Here is a 20,462-nt window from a genome sequence, read left to right on the forward strand (position 1 = left end):
CTCTCCTTATTCCCCTATAAACGCCAAGGCTTGCTCCACAACTTCTATGCCAGCCCCGGCTTTATGGGCGTTTTCGCTGAGATGTCTGCGCCATTGGCGTGCGCCTTTGCAATGTTGAAATGCACCGAGCATATGGCGGGTGATGTGGTTGAGGTGTACACCTTGGGAAAGTTGTTGCTCAATATAAGGGAACATTTTTTCCACCGCTTCTCTTGGGCTGACGATAGGGCTTTGCGGATCAAACAAGGCTTGGTCAATGTAACCCAATAAACTTGGGTTCTGATAGGCTTCACGCCCCACCATTACGCCGTCCACATAACGCAAATGCTGTTGCATTTCTTCAAGGGTTTTAATGCCTCCGTTAATGCTAATCAAAAGTTGTGGGAAATCGCGTTTTAGCTGATAAACACGCTCGTAATCGAGCGGTGGAATTTCACGATTTTCTTTTGGGCTTAAACCACTTAACCACGCTTTGCGTGCGTGAACGATCAATTCTTGGCAACCGGCTTGACTCACTTTCTGCACGAAATCACAAAGAAATTCATAGCTGTCTAAATCATCAATACCAATACGAGTTTTCACCGTAACAGGAATATCCACCACCGCTTGCATTTGTTGCACGCACTGAGCAACTAAATCCGCTTTTGCCATTAGGCACGCGCCAAACATTCCATTTTGCACACGATCAGAGGGGCAGCCCACATTCAGATTAATTTCTTGATAGCCACGTTCGGCGGCCAATTTTGCGCAATGTTGTAACTGTTCGGGATCGCTGCCGCCAAGCTGAAGTGCCACAGGGTTTTCTGCCAGATCAAATTCTAAATGATCGTATTTGGCGTGAATAATCGCGCCTGTGGTAACCATTTCCGTATAAAGCAAGGCGTGTTGGCTGAATTGGCGATGGAAATAACGACAATGGCGTGTTGTCCAATCGAGCATTGGGGCGACAGAAAATCGCCCACGATAAAAGTGCGGTGTTTTTTTTGTTGATTTTTGTTGATTCATTATTTGTTTTCTTCTTGTACGGCTTGCTTTGTTACTTCTTGTTTCACTGCGTCTTGTTTTATAGCCTCTTGTTGCTTCGCCTCCTCTTGGATACGTTGGCGGAAGCGTCCCGCAGCAAAATGATAGAACGGTTTTGCGTTAAATTGGCGTGAAATAATAGAAGCGATAAGGCTACAAATCAAGAGCCAAAATAATACAGGCTCACTCGCAGTCATTTCCATCACGATCACACTTGCCGTAACAGGGGATTGGGTTGCTCCCGTCAAAAATGCTGCCATACAGAGCAAAACTAAAAGGCGTTGATCAACAATTTCTCCCGTAAGCGACCAAACTTGAACACCAATCCCCGCCCCAGTAGTGAGTGCTGGAGTGAAAATGCCGCCTGCTGTGCCAGTCCAATAAGTGGCAACCGTAGCAAATAATTTACTTATCCCAACTTCTGAGGCAACGGTTTGACCATCAAGGGCTTTGGTTACAACTTCGTAACCCGTGCCGTAAGTTTGTCCGTGAGTGAATGTGCCAAGTCCTGCAAGAATCAAGCCTAAAATAAACGCCGTGTAAATAGGGTGGCGGCGAATCCAACCACGCATTTTTGCGGGGGCTGTGCCTGCAACGCCTTTGGCGAGTAACCACGCAAAAACGCCGCCTAACACCCCACTCACTACACCACAGAGGATCACCCATAAAAACATATGAGGTACGGAAGTTTGCCCGTGATAATTGGGGAAATAAGGATTATTGCCTTCAATGGCAACCAAAATAAACCCTGCGGTCAGCACACCGAGTAACACTCGGCGTTCCCAACGCAACAAAATGCCACGGCCTAATTCTTCAATAGCAAAAATCACACCGCCTAATGGGGCATTGAACGCCGCAGCCAATCCTCCCGCCGCCCCTGTTGCCATTAGTTCATTGGCGTTTAGCCCTTTGAATGCCAAGCCGTGGCGACGGCAAACATTGCCCCACGCATACATCACCGCCGCGCCCACTTGCACAGACGGCCCTTCACGCCCCACAGAGGCACCAAATAACATCGCCAAAAACGTGAGTGGAATTTTCCACAGCGTTTGCCCAAAAGCAATGAGCTTGCTTTTATTGGCGCTATACGGCATATCAATAGAGGCAATCACCTGCGGAATCCCACTGCCCGAAACATAGGGGGTATATTTTGCGGTAAACCAAGCTAAAAATGCCAAGCCTAAGGGCAGCACCAGCCATACGGCATAAGGATATTTTGCACTCCATTGGGCATTCCAATGTAAGGCAAGATCAGCAAATTTCGCAAAGCCAAGAGAGAATAAGGATACCAACGCCGCGCCGATCAATAAGCAGGAAAACTCAATGGTTTTACGCGAAATACGATAGCTTTGGCGTAATTTTCGGTGAATAAAATGACGAATTTTTTGGGTGAATCGCTTTAACATTTTAGATGATTGAGATGAAAATAAATTGTGGAAAATTATAGCAATATTTTCGTGCGTGAGATATGGCAAGGATCAAGAAGATGAAAAATAGGCAAAAAATCACCGCACTTATTTCGTAGGTAAAGTAAAGTGCGGTGAAATTTTGTTAAAAATTAAGCCTGATCACCAAGCAATACGCTTTCTAACGCGATTTCAATCATTTCATTGAAGGTTAGTTGGCGTTCTTCTGCCGTGGTTTGCTCGTGAGTGCGAATGTGGTCTGATACGGTACAGATGGTTAAAGCTTTCGCACCAAATTCTGCAGCAACACCATAAATGCCCGCGGCTTCCATTTCTACGCCCAAAATGCCGTATTTTTCCATTACGTCAAACATTTCCACATCTGGCGTATAGAACAGATCAGCAGAATAAAGGTTTCCCACTCGCACATTGATGCCTTTGTTTTTTGCCGCTTGCACGGCAGCTTGGGTCATATCAAAATCGGCAATAGCAGCAAAATCGTTATCTTTAAAGCGAATGCGGTTCACTTTGGAATCCGTACAAGCGCCAAGCCCGATGATCACTTCACGCAATTTCACATCTGGACGCACGGCACCGCACGAACCGACGCGGATAATTTTTTTTACGCCGTATTCGGTGATAAGCTCTTTGGCATAAATAGAGCAAGACGGAATACCCATTCCGTGTCCCATTACGGAGATTTTGCGACCTTTGTATGTGCCGGTGTAGCCAAGCATATTACGCACATTGGTTACTTCTTTGGCATCGTCTAAAAAGGTTTCAGCAATATATTTAGCACGCAACGGGTCGCCCGGCATTAATACTACGTCAGCAAAAGCCCCAGCGGGTGCGTTAATATGTGGAGTCATAATAAAGTCCTCTTATATTGAATTAATCTTGGTTGTCGAAATTAAGGATTGATTTACCGTAATCCATTGGCGGCAGATCAAAATAATCTGCGACAGTTTGCCCTACGTCAGCGAAAGTGTCGCGTTTGCCTAAAAATTGTTTTGGCACTTGCGAACCGTATAATAGCACAGGGATATGCTCGCGAGTGTGATCCGTGCCGTGCCACGTTGGGTCGCAACCGTGATCAGCTGTGAAAATCAGTAAATCATCTTCATTCATTAAGGCGAGCAATTCAGGGATACGGCTGTCGAAATATTCCAATGCAGCAGCATAACCTGCTACATCACGGCGATGGCCGAAATCGGAATCAAAATTCACAAAGTTAGTGAAAACGATGGAATTTTCCCCCGCTCTTTTCACTTCCACAAGGGTTTTGTCGAATAATTCTTCCAAGCCCGTGGCTTTCACTTTTTCGGTGATGCCAGTGTGTGCGTAAATATCAGCAATTTTGCCGATAGAAATCACATCGCCTTGTTTTTCTTCCACTAATTTTTGTAATACGGTTTTGGCAGGTGGCTCAATGGCGTAGTCTTTACGGTTACCTGTGCGAGAAAATTCGCCCGCTTTGTTGCCCACAAATGGGCGAGCGATTACGCGTCCGATATTGTAATCAGCAAGTTCTTCACGCACGATTTCGCATAATTCGTAAAGTTTTTCCAAGCCGTAGGTTTCTTCGTGGCAAGCAATTTGGAAAACGGAATCTGCCGAGGTGTAGAAAATCGGTTTGCCCGTTTTCATATGTTCTTCACCAAGCTGATCTAAGATCACCGTGCCAGAAGAATGGCAGTTGCCGAGATAGCCCTCAAGCCCTGCACGTTCAACAATGCGATCTAAAAGTGCTTGTGGGAAGCTGTTTTCGTGTTCTGGGAAGTAGCCCCAATCGAATAATACTGGCACGCCAGCAATTTCCCAGTGGCCAGATGGAGTGTCTTTGCCTGAGGAAATTTCTTTCGCATAAGCGTAACCCCCAATTAACGCTGGGTTTGGATTAAACCCTGCTGGCAATTCACCGCAAGATTCTTTTGCCGCTAAGCCTAAGCCGAGTTTTTCAAAATTAGGCAGGTGAAGTGGGCCTTTGCGGCCATTTTTGTCTTCTAGCCCTTCCGCACAACGTTGTGCAATGTGGCCTAAGGTATTCGCCCCTTTATCACCAAATTTTTCTGCATCTTCACTTGAACCGATACCGAAAGAGTCTAACATCATTATAAATACGCGTTTCATTTTAAGCTCCTTAATTATTGAACTCTGTTTTTAGAACAACAGAATGTTTGCTTTATTTTTGAACGTTATGTTTCAAGAAGATTTATTACCTGTGTTCAATAATCTACAATAGCAAACGTTTTCTTTGTCTTAATATGACAACACCACGAACAATGTCGTGGTGTTATCGAAAAATTCGGTGAAATTTTACCGCACTTTTCTTACATTTTATAGTGCAGCACCACTTAAACCGATAAATAATCCAGCAATGGTTGCACTCATCAGATTTGCTAATGATCCTGCGATCACCGCTTTGATACCAAGACGTGCAATATCACCACGGCGGCTTGGTGCCATTCCACCTAATCCGCCGATTAAGATCGCAATTGAGCTGAAGTTAGCAAAACCACAAAGGGCAAAGGTGATAATCGCTTTGGTTTTATCGCTTAATTGTACCGCAGCGTCCGCAGCAAGGTAAGGAGCAAATTCTAAGTAGCCAACAAATTCGTTCACTGCTAATTTAATCCCGATCATTTGACCTGCAACCGCAGCTTCGTCCCAAGGCACACCAATCACCCAAGCTAATGGGCGGAAAATCCAACCTAAAATTAAGCCAAGAGAAAGTTCAGGCATACCGAACCAGTTGCCGATACCACCTAATAAACCATTGACTAAGGCAATTAATGCTACGAAGGCAATCAACATTGCGCCCACATTCATTGCCAACTGCATACCAGATGAAGCCCCTGCTGCTGCTGCATCTAAAATATTAGAAGGCTGTTCCAAATCTACTTTTTCAATGTCATCGTTGAATTTTTCTGTTTGTGGCACCATCAATTTAGCAAACAACAAGCCCGCAGGTGCTGCCATAAATGATGCTGCGATTAAGTATGGCAATGGCACGCCTAAACCTGCATAACCTGCCAATACAGAACCTGCGATAGAAGCCAAACCGCCACACATTACAGCAAATAATTCGGATTCAGTCATTTTGCTGATATAAGGTTTCACCACCAATGGCGCTTCTGTTTGTCCCACGAAAATGTTTGCCGCTGCAGACATTGATTCCGCTTTAGACGTGCCTAATGCTTTTTGTAAGCCACCACCAATGATTTTAATGATCCATTGCATTACACCAATGTAATAAAGTAAGGAAATTAGCGCAGAGAAGAACACGATGATCGGTAACACGCGAATGGCGAAAATGAAGCCATCATTACCAAAGGCCTTGAAAGAGGCATCAGTGGCTAAACCACCAAACACAAATTGAACCCCTTCGTTACCGTAATTAATCACTTTACTTACGCCATTAGATAAGGACAGCAAAATATCACGGCCAACAGGCACATAAAGAATAAATGCGCCGATCAGGATTTGAATTAATAACGCACCGCCCACAGTACGCAAACTAATCGCACGGCGATTGCTAGATAATAGAACGGCAATAGCAAGAAGTACAACAATGCCTAGCACACTTATTAAGCTACTCATATTAGAATTTCCTTAAATGTAAAATTGATATAAAAAAGCGAGCTAATTCTACTGTTTTTTGTAATGAAATGCTTGCAAAAATGTACAAAAATGTGAAGGCAAGCGATTGCTTTGCGGTAAAAATGCACAATTTTTACGTCTTTTCGCTATATCTTATACCGATTAAGTTATTGGGCTTTGCGTGAATTTCCTTTATTATGACGGCTAAAGTGCGGTGAAAAATAACGATAAATTAATGAACCAGAAATATAACGTATTACCCCATACCCCTTGGACAGCCACAGGATTATGGCGCGTAGAACGCCATTCCATCATTGTCCTGATTTGCTCACTGATGCTATTAGGCTTGGGTGATGGGCTGCTTTTGCTTTCCAATTTAGGCTCCGCGCCTTGGACGGTGCTTTCGCAAGGCGTTGCCCTGCAAGCAGGGTTTAGCGTGGGTTGGGCATCTTTAATCATCAGCGCCATTGTGATGCTGATGTGGTTTCCCCTTAAGTTAAAAATGGGCTTAGGAACTGTGCTAAATATGCTGTTAATCGCCCTCGCCCTAGGCTTAACCGTGGCGTCAATTCCTGCACCAACCACCTTATTTATTCGCTTTGTTTATGCCATTGTGGGCATTTTGCTCTTTGGCATTGCGTCTGCGTTTTATCTCACTTGTCATCAAGGTGCAGGGCCGCGTGATGGCTTGATGGTAGGGCTATGCCACCGCTTTCATTGGAAAGTGGGAACAGTGCGAACCCTTATGGAAGTGTCTGTTTGTGCGCTCGGCTTTTTACTTGGGGGAACAGTGGGTATAGGCACGTTATTGTTTGCTTTTTCTATTGGCTGGGTGGTACAAATTACCCTTACGTTGCTAAAACGCCGTTATTTTTAACTACACTTTTCAGTCACATTTTTAGCCCGTCATTATTAGGCTTTACATTTCGCTTTTTGATCTATAAAATTCCGAACCGAAACTTGAACTTAAAAATTTTTATGAAACGAAACATTCAGCCCAGAAATACGCAACAACGCCGTCATCGCATTGTGCAATTATTACAAAGCCAAGGCGAAGTGAGCGTGGAACAGCTTGTACAGTTATTTGAAACTTCAGAGGTAACAATTCGCAAAGATTTGACCGCACTTGAAGCCAATGGTGTGTTGGTACGCCGTTATGGTGGGGCGATTTTAATGCCGCAAGAATTGCTTGATGAAAGCCAAGATGAACATCTTTCAAAACGAAAGTTGGCTATTGCGAAAAAAGCGGCGGAACGTATTGCGGATCATAATCGCATTATTATTGATAGCGGTAGCACAACAGCCGCGTTGATCAATCAGCTCAATAAAAAGCAAGGCTTGGTGGTGATGACGAACTCCCTTTCCGTTGCTACTCAATTACGTGCTTTAGAAAATGAGCCAACGCTATTGATGACAGGGGGAACTTGGGACACCCGTTCCGAATCTTTCCAAGGGCAAGTGGCAGCGCAAGTGTTGCGTTCATACAATTTTGATCAGCTCTTTATTGGTGCAGACGGCATTGATTTAGAGCGTGGCACGACCACCTTTAATGAATTAGTGGATTTAAGCCGTGTGATGGCGGAAGTTTCCCGTGAAGTTATCGTGATGGTGGAATCACAAAAAATCGGCAGAAAAATGCCAAATATCGAATTAACTTGGCAGCAAATTGATGTGCTAGTCACGGACGATTTGCTCGCCGCAGAAATTAAACAACAAATTGAAGCACAAGGCGTGGAAGTTATCTGCGCAAGTGCGGTGTAAATTTTTCAACTTTTTTATTTTCTAACCAGAGAGGACATTTTATGTGTGGAATTGTGGGTGCAGTAGCACAACGTGATGTAGCAGAAATTTTAGTCGATGGCTTACATCGTTTGGAATACCGTGGTTATGATTCAGCGGGTATTGCGGTGCTAGATGCAAATCATAATATGCAAATCGTACGCCGTGTAGGTAAAGTAAAAGCCTTAGATGAAGCCCTTGAAGCACACCCAATTTTAGGTGGCACAGGGATTGCACACACTCGTTGGGCAACGCACGGTGAACCTTCAGAAGCCAACGCTCACCCACATCGTTCTGGCAAAATTGCGGTGGTACACAATGGAATTATCGAAAACTATGAAGAATTGCGTGAAGAATTACAAAAACGTGGTTATGAATTTCTTTCGCAAACCGACACCGAGGTGATCGCTCACTTAGTGGAATGGGAATACCGCAGCGCTAGCTCATTATTAGAAGCGGTGCAAAAAACCGTGGCACAATTGCGTGGCGCTTACGGTACGGTGGTAATGCACCAAGATGAACCTGAGCATTTAATCGTAGCACGTTCTGGCAGCCCATTGGTTATCGGTTTAGGTGTGGGGGAAAATTTCTTGGCTTCTGACCCGCTAGCATTGCTCAGCGTAACGCGCCGTTTCATTTATTTAGAAGAAGGCGATGTGGCGGAAATTTCTCGCCGTGATGTACAAATTTTTGATGCACAAGGCAATGCCGTTGAGCGTGAAATGCACGAAGGGCATTTTGAAGCGGACGCCGCAGACAAAGGGCAATATCGCCACTATATGCAAAAAGAAATTTTTGAACAGCCCGTTGCGATTATGAATACCCTAGATGGGCGTATCGTTAATGGTAAAGTCAATATTGATGCCATTGGTCCTAATGCGGCAGAAATCTTGCAAAAAGTGGAGCATATTCAAATTGTGGCGTGCGGAACCTCATACAACGCGGGAATGGTGGCACGCTATTGGTTTGAATCCATTGCTGGCGTAAGCTGTGATGTGGAAATTGCGTCAGAATTTCGCTATCGCAAATTTGTTACTCGCCCAAATAGCCTGCTTATCACCCTTTCTCAATCGGGTGAAACCGCAGATACCTTGGCGGCATTACGCTTAGCTAAAGAATCAGGCTATATGACGGCGATGACAATCTGTAATGTGGCAAGTTCTTCTTTAGTGCGTGAGTCAGATTTCGCCTTTATGACCCGTGCTGGCGTGGAAATTGGCGTGGCATCAACCAAAGCCTTTACCACCCAATTAACCTGTTTATTGTTATTAAATGCGGCAATCGGACGCTTAAAAGGCACGGTGAGCGAAGAGCAAGAACATCATATTGTACAGGCTTTACAACGTTTGCCAGCGCAAATTGAAAGTGCATTAGTTTACGATAAACAAATTGAAAAATTATCGGAAGATTTTGCTGATAAACACCACACTTTATTCTTAGGACGTGGCGAGTTTTACCCAATCGCAATGGAATCTGCATTGAAATTGAAAGAAATTTCCTACATTCACGCAGAAGCCTATGCAGCTGGAGAATTAAAACACGGCCCACTGGCTTTAATTGATAGCGATATGCCGGTGATTGTGGTTGCACCAGAAAATGATTTACTTGAAAAAGTGAAGTCAAACATTGAAGAAGTGCGCGCCCGTGGCGGTCAGCTTTATATCTTTGCTGATCACGATGCCGGTTTTAGCGATGGCGAAGGTTTCAAAACCATCGTGTTACCGAAAGTGGACGAAGTAACCGCACCAATTTTCTACACCGTGCCGTTACAACTGCTTTCTTACCATATCGCCTTAATCAAAGGAACAGACGTGGATCAACCGCGTAACCTTGCGAAAGCGGTAACGGTGGAATAATCTTTCAAACAGCCTTGTAATAATTTGCAAGGCTGTTTTTTTATTTGCTTACGACTGCCAAATTAACTACACTATGTGCGCTTTTGGGGCGCGTTTTTTAGGCCACTTTTAGCAAACTTCCTTTCTTAACACTTTAAAGGCTACCCGTGAGTAGCAAAAGGACATCTATGAACAACAAAGTAAATGATTATGGCTGGAAAGCCTTGATCGGCTCTGCCGTGGGCTATGCAATGGACGGTTTCGACTTACTCATTCTCGGCTTTATGCTCAGCGCAATTTCTGCGGATTTAGCCCTATCAAGCGCACAAGCGGGCTCTTTGGTTACTTGGACATTAATCGGCGCAGTGGCGGGTGGCATTATTTTCGGTGCATTAAGCGATCGTTATGGCCGTGTACGAGTATTAACTTGGACAATCGTGCTATTTGCCGTATTTACCGGCTTATGTGCGCTCGCGCAAGGTTATTGGGATTTATTAATTTATCGCACCATTGCAGGCATTGGTTTAGGCGGTGAATTTGGTATTGGAATGGCATTAGCGGCGGAAGCTTGGCCAGCTCGCCATCGTGCAAAAGCTGCTTCTTATGTAGCATTAGGCTGGCAAGTGGGCGTGCTAGGTGCAGTGTTACTTACACCATTATTATTGCCAATCATCGGCTGGCGCGGAATGTTTATTGTGGGCATTTTCCCAGCTTTCGTGGCGTGGTATTTACGAGCGAAATTACACGAACCAGACGTTTTTACCGAAAAACAGACCGCACTTTCCGCTACGACACAATCAAAATGGCAGGCATTCCGCCAATCTTTCCAATTATTAGTGAAAGATAAACAAACCGCCAAAGTTAGTCTAGGAGTGGTGGTTCTGACTTCCGTACAGAATTTTGGCTATTACGGCATAATGATCTGGCTACCTAATTTCTTGTCTAAACAGCTTGGCTTTAGCTTAACTAAATCTGGCGTTTGGACGGCGGTAACCGTATGCGGAATGATGAGCGGCATCTGGATTTTTGGGCGCCTTGCGGACAAAATCGGGCGCAAACCAAGTTTTCTGCTTTTCCAACTTGGCGCCGTAATCAGTGTGATTACCTACTCACAACTGACCGATCCAAACGCAATGCTGATTGCAGGAGCCTTTCTCGGAATGTTCGTAAATGGAATGATGGGCGGCTACGGTGCATTAATGGCGGAAGCCTACCCAACTCAAGCTCGGGCAACCGCACAAAATGTGCTATTTAATATCGGGCGCGCGGTCGGTGGTTTCGGCCCTGTGGTAGTCGGTGCCGTGGTGGCAAGTTATTCTTTTTCCACTGCGATTGCCTTCCTTGCGCTGATTTATGTGATCGATATGATCGCCACCATTTTCTTAATTCCAGAATTGAAAGGCAAAGCCTTGGATTAATCAAGCTAAGGCTATATGGCAAAAGTGGCTAATCTTTCGCGCAAATCTACTGCACTTTGGCAGGTTTTAATATGCTCAAAAAGTGCGGTGGCTTGTGGGTAAGATTTTTTCAGATATTGTAGCCATTGTTTGGTACGGGCAATGTGGTAAAAGCCCGTATCTTGCAAGTTTTCAATATGCGCATAACGATGCAACAAAGGCATTACCCCTTGCGCCCAATCTAATTTTTCCTGATTAAACTTCACCACAAGGCTTAAGTTTGGAATGGTCAATGCGCCGCGTCCAATCATTACATCTTGGCAGCCTGTTATGGCAAGGCAGTCTTGCGCATCTTGCCAATGCCAAATTTCACCATTTGCGATGACAGGAATGGTTAAACGCTGACGAATTTCACCAATTTTATGCCAATTGATCTTTTCTGCACGATAGCCATCAGTTTTGGTGCGTCCGTGAATGGTGATTTCCGTACCGCCGCCTTGTTGCACCGCATCAGCAATTTCAAAGGAGTGATTATCGCTATCCCAGCCCAAACGCACTTTCACGCTCACTACTTGCTCTTTCGGTAGGGCTTCGCGTAAGGCTTTAGTAGCTTGGTAAATCAATTCGGGCTGCTTTAATAATGCCGCGCCACCGTGACTACCATTCACGGTTTTAGACGGGCAACCGCAGTTAAAATCAATGCCGTGCGATCCCAATTCCACCGCCAACATCGCATTTTCCGCCAGCCACTGTGGGTGTTGGCCTAAAAGTTGTACACGCACAGGCGTTCCCGCGGGCGTTCGCCCACCGCGCTGCAGTTCTGGACATAAACGGTAAAAGGTTTTGACTGGCAAACGCTGATCCACCACACGCACAAACTCCGATACGCACAGATCATAATCGTTAATTTCAGTCAAAAGCTGCCGTACAAGGGGATCAAGCACGCCCTGCATTGGCGCAAGGAAAACACGCATTTTATTTACTATTACTCTTTTGATAAAAATAAAAAAGCTGAATTTTTCACCGCACTTTGTTATTTCAGAGAAACGGTAAAAAATTCAGCAATGAAGAAAGGTTTACTTCCACCCTTTCGCTTTACAAATCAAATCGTAAGCGGCTTGAATTTGTTGGGTTTTTTCTTTCGCCATTTCGAGCATTTCTTCAGGTAAGCCTTTGGCGACTAATTTATCGGGGTGGTTTTCGTTCATTAAACGGCGGTAAGCGCGTTTTACTGTGGCGCGGTCGTCATTTTCGCTCACACCAAGCACGTTGTAAGCATCTTGCAAGGTTGGGCCGCTGTGTGTTTGATAACCACCACCTTGATAGCCGCCTTGTTGGTAATCGCCTTGTTGTGAGCCGTTATATTCATAGTAAAATCCACCGCGACTGAATTGGCGAGCGGCAATTTCTGCCATTAAAATTTGTTGGAATTGGAAACTGGATAAGCCCAATTCTTCCGCTACGACTTGTAGCACTTCTTTTTCGTTTTCGTGCAGGTGATCATCGGCAAAAGCGGCTTGCAGCTGAACACGCAGGAACATTCTTAATAGATCACTACGCTGACCGCAGGCTTGGCAAAATTCGCGGATCACTTGGCGTAGCGGGAAATTCGGATCTTTACCACGATTAAAAGCTTCTTGCGCCAATTTACGCCCTTTATCGTCCAAATTCATTTGGTTCATTAGATTATTGGCAAGCGCGATGTCATCTTGCGTTACGCGCCCTTTCGATTTAGACAAATGCCCGAGAACCGCAAAGGTGGTTTGCATAAACAAGGATTGGCGGGTTTCTTTGCGTTTGAAAAAGCTCGAATTGACGCTGCCTAGTTCATACAATTTTTTGTCGGCTAAATGCCCTAAATAAGCACCAACTAGCCCACCAAAAAAGCCGCCAAAACGGTAGCCAATGAAAAAACCTAATAACTTTCCAATAAAACTCATTCTGTTCTCCAACTTGAGTTATGCATAAAATCTTGAGTTATACATAAAATAAAGTGCGGTGCATTTTTCGAGATTTTTATGCGCTGTACTTATATGCCATACTGCTCACGATAAGCACGCATCGCAGGCAGATATTGTTGATAATCCGCCTCTTGTTCAATAAATTGCATTAAATCGTCAAAATCAATAATCGAAAGCACGTTGCATTGATAATCGCGTTCCACTTCTTGAATGGCAGAAAGCGTACCTTTGCCACGTTCTTTACGATTTAATGCAATCACTACTGCACTTAATGTCGCTTGATTTTGTGCGATTAAATCCATTGCTTCGCGAATTGCCGTGCCAGCGGTGATCACATCGTCCACCAATAGCACCTTGCCTTGCAATGGGCTGCCAATTAAATTGCCGCCTTCGCCGTGATCTTTGGCTTCTTTACGGTTAAAACACACTGGTTTGTCAATGCCATATTGCTTAAACAGCGCTACCGACACCGTGGTGCCAATGGGAATGCCTTTGTAAGCAGGGCCAAAAATCACGTCATAATCTAAGCCGCTTGCTTGAATGGCAGCGGCATAAAATTCGCCTAAACGTGCTAAATCCGCGCCTGTATTAAACAAACCTGCATTAAAGAAATAAGGGCTAATGCGCCCAGATTTCAAGGTAAATTCGCCAAATTTCAGCACATTACGGCTGAGCGCGAATTTGATAAAGTCGATTTTGTAGCCTTGCATTTACGCCCCCAATTATGCTTGCCCTAAGGCTTCACGCTGCGCGTTGAAAATCACTTCACAGCCTTGTTTTGCAAGATCTAACAGGGTTAATAACTCTTCGTGGGAGAATGGCTCACCCTCTGCTGTGCCTTGCACTTCAATCATTCGGCCATCATCGGTCATCACCACGTTCATATCGGTTTCGGCGTTGCTATCTTCCACATATTCCAAATCGCATACCGCTTCGCCCTCTACAATGCCAACAGAAATAGCCGCCACCAGCCCTTTAATTGGGTTCGTTTTTAGCACACCTTTTTCCATTAAGCCGTTGATCGCGTCCACTAACGCCACGCAAGCTCCAGTAATAGAAGCCGTCCGCGTGCCGCCATCGGCTTGGATTACATCACAATCCAGCGTGATTGAACGCTCACCAAGAGCATTCAGATCCACCATTGCACGCAAAGAGCGGGCGATTAAACGCTGAATTTCCATCGTGCGTCCGCCTTGTTTGCCTTTTGCCGCTTCACGTTGCATACGGCTATGGGTGGAGCGTGGCAACATACCATATTCTGCCGTAACCCAACCTTGGTTTTGCCCTTTTAAGAAACGTGGCACACTTTCATCAACACTAGCGGTGCAAAGCACTTTGGTTTCGCCAAATTCCACCAACACCGAACCTTCGGCATATTTGGTGAAATGGCGGGTGATTTTAATTGGGCGGGGTTGATTTAATGGGCGATCATTCGGACGCATTGGAAATTCCTTACTCATTCATAAAATGGCGCTCATTCTAACACGCAAACTGACAGATGAGAAATTTAACGGTAGAATAGGCGGCAATTTTTAGCGTAAATTAAGGATTTATTATGATTTATAGTATGACGGCCTTTGCCCGTTATGAAATCAAACAAGATTGGGGCAATGCGGTTTGGGAGATTCGTTCCGTTAATCAACGTTATTTGGAAACCGTTTTCCGCTTGCCAGAGCCATTTCGCGGTTTGGAAAACACCTTGCGAGAAAAATTACGCCAGCGTTTAACTCGCGGTAAGGTGGAATGTAACCTGCGTTTTGAAGGCAAACAGCAAGCCACAGCCAGCCTTAATTTAAACCAAGCCTTAGCGCAACAGGTGATCCAATCCTTACAATGGATCAAGCAACAAGCTGGCGAAGGGGAAATCAATCTCACCGATGTTCTGCGCTACCCCGGCGTGGTGGAAACCCCAGAGCAGGATTTAGATCGCATTAGCCAAGAATTGTTAGCTGGCTTTGAAGCGGCGCTCGATGAATTTATCGCAATGCGCGGGCGTGAAGGGGAAAAATTAAACGACTTGATCCAACAGCGTTTAACGGCCATCGCCAGTGAAAGTGATAAAGTGCGGTCAAAAATGCCAGAGATTTTGCAATGGCAACGGGAGCGTTTACAGCAACGTTTTGACGAATTGCAATTACAAGCCGATCCACAGCGCCTAGAACAAGAAATGGTGCTATTAGCGCAACGTATTGATGTGGCGGAAGAATTAGATCGTTTACAGCTGCACGTTAAAGAAACCCAACGCATTTTGCAAAAAGGCGGCGCGGTAGGGCGTAAACTTGATTTTATGATGCAAGAACTCAACCGCGAAAGTAATACGCTCGCCTCAAAATCCATCAACGCTGAAGTAACCAATGCGGCGGTGGAGCTTAAAGTGCTTATCGAACAAATGCGTGAACAAATTCAGAATTTGGAATAACAATGATGATTAATTTACACCAATACCGCGTGATTTCCGTGCAAGGGGCGGACGCGGAAAAATTCTTGCAAGGTCAGCTCACTTGCGATGTGAACGGGCTGGCAGATGGGCAATCCACCCTCACCGCCCATTGCGACCCTAAAGGCAAAATGAACAGCGTTTTCCGCCTTATTCGTGCCAATGCGGAGCAGTTTTATCTGCTCATTCGCCACGCTCTATTGCCCTCAGCGTTGGATAATCTGAAAAAATACGCCGTTTTTTCTAAAGTGGTGTTCACAGAGCAAGATTGGCAAATTATCGGTGTTTTAGATAAGCAAAAGTGCGGTGCGATTTCAGCGGATTTTTCTGTTACGCTTCCCGCCCCGCTAAATGGCGTGATTCTGCTCAACCAAACCGCACAGGATCTCGTTTTCACTGGCACAGTGGAACAATGGGATCTTGCCGAAATTCAAGCGGGCTACCCGATTTTATCGCCCGAAAGCCAAAATGAATTTATCCCCCAAGCCTTGAATTTACAATGTATCGAACAAGCCATTTCCTTCCAAAAAGGCTGTTATATCGGGCAAGAAACCGTGGCACGTGCGAAATATCGTGGTATTAACAAACGAGCGATGTTTACCTTCAATCTCGAAACGAACGAACAAACCGCCGCACAAATTCAGCTCGGCTCAGAAATTGAAATGCAGTTAGAAAACGGCTGGCGTAAAACAGGCACTATTTTAAGTGCGGTGCATTTTAACGGCGTTTTATGGTTGCAGGTGGTGATGAATAATCAGTTTGACGCAGATACGGCATTTCGTCTTGTTGGTGAAAACACGAAATTAAATTTAATGCCATTACCTTATAACCTGATCGCATAATTAGAGAAAAAACCTGCCTAATTTGAGCCGAATAGACAATAAAAATACTTGCTTTTAGGTATATTGAGGCTTGATATATTAAGGTTTTTCATAACTTATGCTTTTAAGTTATTTGTAAATTAGGGCATTTCTTTTACAATGCCTTGCATTGAATTTTGAATAATTTCATTTAGTTTCACTAAGGAGAACTTTATGTCTAAAAAATTAACGCTTTTAGCCGCATCTATTTTTGCTTTTGCCACCGCAAGCCAAGCCGTTGCAGCGGAAAGTTTGATTGAACGTATTAACAATAAAGGGACGATCACGGTAGGAACAGAAGGCACTTATGCGCCGTTCACTTACCACGATGCAAGCGGAAAATTAACTGGATATGATGTGGAAGTTACCCGCGCTGTGGCAGAAAAATTGGGCGTAACCGTAGAATTTAAAGAAACCCAATGGGACGCAATGCTTGCTGGCTTAAAAGGCGGTCGTTTCGATTTAGTAGCAAACCAAGTGGCATTGACCACCCCTGAACGCCAAGCCACTTTTGATAAATCTGAGCCTTATAGCTGGTCGGGCGCAATGTTGCTTGCGCGCCAAGATGAAGATCGTCTTCACAAAGTGGAAGATGTGAAAGGCTTGAAAGCCGCACAGACCTTGAGTTCTAACTATGGTGAATTAGCGGTAAATTACGGTGCACAAATTGTGCCAATTGACGGAATGGCACAAGGTTTATTGTTAATTCAACAAAAACGTGCAGACGTAACCTTTAACGATTCTTTAGCGCTGCTGGATTATTTAAAGAAAAATCCAAATTCAGGTTTAAAACCGTTCTGGGAATCTGAGGAAAAAGTGGGCGCAGGCTTAATTGTGAATAAAAATAACGAAGAGGCGTTAGCCAAAATTAACGCGGCAATCGTGGAATTACATAATGACGGCACCCTGAAAAAACTGGGTGAACAATTCTTTGGAAAGGATATCAGTGTTAAATAATTTCTTAGCTTCCTTACCCTTTATGACCGATGCTCGCGCTGAGCTGGTGATAAACGGGTTTCTCCCAATGGTTAAAGCAGCGGTATTGGTTTCAATACCGCTTGCTGTTGTTTCTTTCTTTTTGGGAATGATTATCGCGGTGGGCGTGGCGTTATTACGCGTTACCCCAGTCAATGGCTGGTTGCACCGTATTTTGTTGGCGATTGCGAAAGTCTATATTTCGATTATTCGCGGTACGCCAATGCTAGTGCAAATTTCCGTGGTGTTTTACGGCTTGCCTGCGCTGGGCGTGTTTATCGATCCTATTCCTGCGGCGATTATTGGCTTCTCCCTGAATGTGGGGGCTTACGGTTCTGAAACCGTGCGTGCGGCCATTCAATCTGTGCCGAAAGGACAATGGGAAGCAGGTTACACCATTGGTATGACCTATATGCAAACCTTTCGCCGCATTATTGCTCCGCAAGCTTTCCGTGTTGCCGTTCCACCGCTGAGCAATAGCTTTATCGGCTTGTTTAAAGATACCTCTTTGGCTTCTGTGGTAACCGTAACCGAAATGTTCCGCGTGGCGCAACAAATCGCTAATTCATCTTACGATTTCTTACCTGTGTATATTGAAGCAGGTTTGGTGTATTGGTGTTTCTGTTTCGTGCTGTTTATCATTCAAGCGCGGGTAGAAAAACGTTTAGATCGCTATGTGGCACGATAGGGGAAGGCAATGATCAAAGTACGCAATATTCATAAAACCTTTGCTGATAATCCGGTTTTAAAAGGGGTTGATCTGGATATTCATAAAGGCGAAGTGGTGGTGATTCTGGGGCCTTCTGGTTCGGGAAAAACCACGTTTTTACGTTGTTTGAATGCCTTAGAATTACCCGAAAAAGGCACGATTGATTTTGCTGAAAAAAATCCGCTTTATGTGGATTTTGCCAGCCCTGATATTCAGAAAAAAATCCTGCCATTACGCCGTAAATCAGGAATGGTGTTCCAACAATACAACCTATTTCCGCACAAAACCGCGTTGGAAAATATTATGGAAGGTCCTGTGCAAGTGCAAAAGCGCGATGCGAAAATTGTGCGTCAAGAAGCGGAAGCGTTGCTTGCGAAAGTGGGCTTGTCAGATAAGAAAGATCTTTACCCTTACCAACTTTCAGGCGGCCAGCAACAGCGTGTCGGCATTGCTCGCGTCCTTGCCATTCAGCCTGAACTAATGCTATTTGATGAGCCAACTTCGGCACTTGATCCTGAATTAGTGCAAGATGTATTAAACACGATGAAGGAACTCGCCAATGAAGGCTGGACAATGGTGGTAGTTACCCACGAAATCAAATTTGCACTAGATGTGGCAGATGTGGTGGTGGTAATGGACGGTGGGGTGATTGTGGAACAAGGCTCACCGCAAGAATTGTTCGCCAACCCACAACACGAACGCACCAAAGCCTTTTTGCATCGTTTAAAGGCAGAATAATAAGGTAAGATCACACAAAAAGTGCGGTGAAAAAAAGGCGTTTTTTAACGCCTTTTTCTATGCAAAGCCAATCAAATTTATGCTAACAACAAATTAATCCCTAAGCCTCCCACTATTAACCATAGCCAAATTATCGCCCCCAATAAAAGCGGTTTTGTGCCTGCTTGCTTGAGGGATTTCATATGAGTGGTTAGCCCCAATGCTGCCATTACCATCATTAATAAAACGCTATCAAGCTGAACCAAAAAACTCACTACGGCTTGCGGTAATACATTGAAAGAATTAAAAATTGCTACGCCAATAAATAATAACGCAAAATAAGGAATCACAATTTTGCCTTGTTGCTCTCCGCTTTCTTTGCGTAAAAAATAGGACAACGCGAGCAAAAGTGGCGCGAGCATCATCACTCGCAACATTTTAGAAATCACCGCAGTATCCGCCACTTGAGAGCCTATATTCGCGCCTGCGGCATACACTTGCGCTACTTCGTGAATTGTTGATCCAATATAAATACCAAACGCCTGATCAGGTAAATAGGCTTGCAAATAAGGATACAACACAGGGTAAAGAAACATACTCAGCGTGCCGAAAATCACGATCAATGCCACTGCCACAGAAACTTTATAAGATGGCGCTTTTACGATCGGTTCTGTCGCCATAATCGCCGCCGCCCCACAAATACTACAGCCTGCCGCCGTGAGTTGGACGATCTGACGATCGATTTTCAGCCACTTAATCCCTACCCAACAAGTAAGCAAAAAGGTCAAAATCAGCACGCTAGCATCGGCAAATAACGCACTGAATCCCACTTGACTAATATCCTGAAAGGTTAAACGAAAACCAAATAACACAATCCCGCAACGCAACAAAAAGCCTTTGGCAAACAACACGCCCGTTTTCATTTGCGGCTCAATATAAGGATAAAAGGTATTACCGCCCAAAATCCCCAATACAATAGCTAAGGTCAAGGCGCTAATATGCCACTGCACCGCCAACTGAGTTTGCGCAACCCAGCTCGCCAGCACACTAATTAAAACAGTTAATAATAAACCGGGAATAAGGGTGAGGTGTTTCATTGATTTCTCCATACAGCAAGGTTAGCGTTATACAGTAACGGATTTTTCTAAGAAGTAAATATCACAAGCAAATAAAAGTGCGGTTAAAAACTCACAAAAATCCCACCACACTTAAATTATCCATTTTTGAATAGGGCTTGTGATGCTATAATCTTGCACTATTTTTGATCAGCAATTAGGAAAGAATATGATACGAATTGGGCATGGGTTTGATGTACACGCCTTTGGCGGTGAAGGGCCAATTGTGATTGGTGGGGTAGCAGTGCCTTATGAGAAAGGTTTGCTAGCGCACAGTGATGGCGATGTGGCGTTGCACGCTCTAACTGATGCCTTGTTAGGTGCGGTGGCGCTGGGGGATATTGGTAAATTATTTCCAGACACCGATCCACAATATAAAGGGGCAGACAGCAAAGGTTTGCTGCAAGAGGCTTATCGTCAAGTACAAGGCAAGGGCTACAAAATCGGCAATGTGGACGTAACCATTATTGCGCAAGCGCCAAAAATGCGTCCGCATATTGATAATATGCGCGCTGCCATTGCACAGGTGTTAGATTGCGATGTGGAACAGGTGAACGTGAAAGCCACCACGAGCGAAAAGCTCGGTTTTACTGGGCGCGGCGAAGGGATCGCTTGTGAAGCGGTAGCACTTTTGGTGAAGGCTTAAAA

20 protein-coding genes are annotated in these 20,462 nt (G+C 44.7%); 10 read left to right on the forward strand and 10 right to left on the reverse strand.

Annotation, left to right across the window (positions count from 1 at the left end):
* Positions 1-6: 6 nt before the first annotated feature.
* From dusA to DYC50_RS03225, 5 genes are all read right to left on the reverse strand, one after another.
* Complete coding sequence (gene dusA, locus DYC50_RS03205; protein WP_115248972.1) at positions 7-1,005, reverse strand: tRNA dihydrouridine(20/20a) synthase DusA; 999 nt, start codon at positions 1,003-1,005, stop codon at positions 7-9.
* On the reverse strand, positions 1,005-2,429 hold the full coding sequence (locus DYC50_RS03210) for a chloride channel protein (RefSeq protein WP_115248973.1): 1,425 nt from the start codon (positions 2,427-2,429) through the stop codon (positions 1,005-1,007). The genes dusA and DYC50_RS03210 overlap by 1 nt, the downstream gene beginning before the upstream one ends.
* A 152-nt stretch (positions 2,430-2,581) precedes the next feature.
* Positions 2,582-3,298: a purine-nucleoside phosphorylase gene (gene deoD, locus DYC50_RS03215; RefSeq protein WP_103855374.1), complete on the reverse strand. Its 717-nt coding sequence runs from the start codon at positions 3,296-3,298 to the stop codon at positions 2,582-2,584.
* 22 nt (positions 3,299-3,320) lie between these two features.
* Positions 3,321-4,559: a phosphopentomutase gene (deoB, locus tag DYC50_RS03220; protein ID WP_115248974.1), complete on the reverse strand. Its 1,239-nt coding sequence runs from the start codon at positions 4,557-4,559 to the stop codon at positions 3,321-3,323.
* A gap of 207 nt (positions 4,560-4,766) precedes the next feature.
* Positions 4,767-6,029, reverse strand: a complete 1,263-nt coding sequence (locus DYC50_RS03225; protein WP_115248975.1) for a NupC/NupG family nucleoside CNT transporter — start codon at positions 6,027-6,029, stop codon at positions 4,767-4,769.
* Between the two features lie 235 nt (positions 6,030-6,264).
* Between DYC50_RS03225 and yczE the strand changes: the two genes are divergently transcribed.
* The 4 genes from yczE to DYC50_RS03245 all read left to right on the forward strand — a co-directional run bounded on the left by yczE (position 6,265) and on the right by DYC50_RS03245 (position 11,061).
* The gene (gene yczE / locus DYC50_RS03230) at positions 6,265-6,906 is read left to right on the forward strand and encodes a membrane protein YczE (RefSeq protein ID WP_115248976.1); all 642 of its coding nucleotides are present in this window, start codon (positions 6,265-6,267) and stop codon (positions 6,904-6,906) included.
* Between the two features lie 101 nt (positions 6,907-7,007).
* Complete coding sequence (locus tag DYC50_RS03235; RefSeq protein ID WP_103855029.1) at positions 7,008-7,790, forward strand: DeoR/GlpR family DNA-binding transcription regulator; 783 nt, start codon at positions 7,008-7,010, stop codon at positions 7,788-7,790.
* 41 nt (positions 7,791-7,831) lie between these two features.
* Positions 7,832-9,664: a glutamine--fructose-6-phosphate transaminase (isomerizing) gene (glmS, locus tag DYC50_RS03240; protein WP_115248977.1), complete on the forward strand. Its 1,833-nt coding sequence runs from the start codon at positions 7,832-7,834 to the stop codon at positions 9,662-9,664.
* Between the two features lie 167 nt (positions 9,665-9,831).
* On the forward strand, positions 9,832-11,061 hold the full coding sequence (locus DYC50_RS03245; protein WP_103855030.1) for an MFS transporter: 1,230 nt from the start codon (positions 9,832-9,834) through the stop codon (positions 11,059-11,061).
* Positions 11,062-11,072: 11 nt separating this feature from the next.
* Here the strand turns inward: DYC50_RS03245 and dusC are convergent, their stop codons facing one another.
* From dusC to rph, 4 genes are all read right to left on the reverse strand, one after another.
* Entirely contained in the window at positions 11,073-12,014 is a 942-nt protein-coding gene (gene dusC / locus DYC50_RS03250; protein WP_115248978.1) for a tRNA dihydrouridine(16) synthase DusC, read from the reverse strand.
* Between the two features lie 102 nt (positions 12,015-12,116).
* Complete coding sequence (gene djlA, locus DYC50_RS03255) at positions 12,117-12,980, reverse strand: co-chaperone DjlA (RefSeq protein WP_115248979.1); 864 nt, start codon at positions 12,978-12,980, stop codon at positions 12,117-12,119.
* An 89-nt stretch (positions 12,981-13,069) separates the two neighbouring features.
* Positions 13,070-13,711 carry an orotate phosphoribosyltransferase gene (gene pyrE, locus DYC50_RS03260; RefSeq protein ID WP_115248980.1) on the reverse strand — a complete coding sequence of 214 codons (642 nt, stop codon included), beginning with the start codon at positions 13,709-13,711 and terminating at the stop codon, positions 13,070-13,072.
* Positions 13,712-13,723: 12 nt separating this feature from the next.
* Positions 13,724-14,443, reverse strand: coding sequence for a ribonuclease PH (gene rph, locus DYC50_RS03265; RefSeq protein WP_115248981.1), 720 nt, complete (start codon positions 14,441-14,443; stop codon positions 13,724-13,726).
* Positions 14,444-14,556: 113 nt separating this feature from the next.
* Between rph and DYC50_RS03270 the strand changes: the two genes are divergently transcribed.
* The 5 genes from DYC50_RS03270 to DYC50_RS03290 all read left to right on the forward strand — a co-directional run bounded on the left by DYC50_RS03270 (position 14,557) and on the right by DYC50_RS03290 (position 18,720).
* Positions 14,557-15,420 carry a YicC/YloC family endoribonuclease gene (locus DYC50_RS03270; protein WP_115248982.1) on the forward strand — a complete coding sequence of 288 codons (864 nt, stop codon included), beginning with the start codon at positions 14,557-14,559 and terminating at the stop codon, positions 15,418-15,420.
* Entirely contained in the window at positions 15,417-16,280 is an 864-nt protein-coding gene (ygfZ, locus tag DYC50_RS03275) for a CAF17-like 4Fe-4S cluster assembly/insertion protein YgfZ (protein ID WP_172459092.1), read from the forward strand. Before DYC50_RS03270 ends, ygfZ begins: the two co-directional genes overlap by 4 nt.
* 192 nt (positions 16,281-16,472) lie before the next feature.
* Positions 16,473-17,255, forward strand: coding sequence for an amino acid ABC transporter substrate-binding protein (locus DYC50_RS03280; RefSeq protein WP_115248984.1), 783 nt, complete (start codon positions 16,473-16,475; stop codon positions 17,253-17,255).
* Positions 17,256-17,277: 22 nt separating this feature from the next.
* Positions 17,278-17,961: an amino acid ABC transporter permease gene (locus DYC50_RS03285; protein ID WP_425451080.1), complete on the forward strand. Its 684-nt coding sequence runs from the start codon at positions 17,278-17,280 to the stop codon at positions 17,959-17,961.
* 9 nt (positions 17,962-17,970) lie between these two features.
* Positions 17,971-18,720, forward strand: coding sequence for an amino acid ABC transporter ATP-binding protein (locus DYC50_RS03290; protein ID WP_115248986.1), 750 nt, complete (start codon positions 17,971-17,973; stop codon positions 18,718-18,720).
* 77 nt (positions 18,721-18,797) lie between these two features.
* Here the strand turns inward: DYC50_RS03290 and DYC50_RS03295 are convergent, their stop codons facing one another.
* A complete protein-coding gene (locus DYC50_RS03295; RefSeq protein WP_115248987.1) occupies positions 18,798-19,796 on the reverse strand; it encodes a YeiH family protein in 999 nt (332 codons plus the stop codon).
* A gap of 187 nt (positions 19,797-19,983) precedes the next feature.
* Between DYC50_RS03295 and ispF the strand changes: the two genes are divergently transcribed.
* Positions 19,984-20,460 carry a 2-C-methyl-D-erythritol 2,4-cyclodiphosphate synthase gene (gene ispF / locus DYC50_RS03300; protein WP_115248988.1) on the forward strand — a complete coding sequence of 159 codons (477 nt, stop codon included), beginning with the start codon at positions 19,984-19,986 and terminating at the stop codon, positions 20,458-20,460.
* Positions 20,461-20,462: the final 2 nt, after the last annotated feature.

This window comes from Avibacterium avium, from assembly GCF_900454535.1.
GTDB classification, from domain to species: Bacteria; Pseudomonadota; Gammaproteobacteria; order Enterobacterales; family Pasteurellaceae; genus Avibacterium; species Avibacterium avium.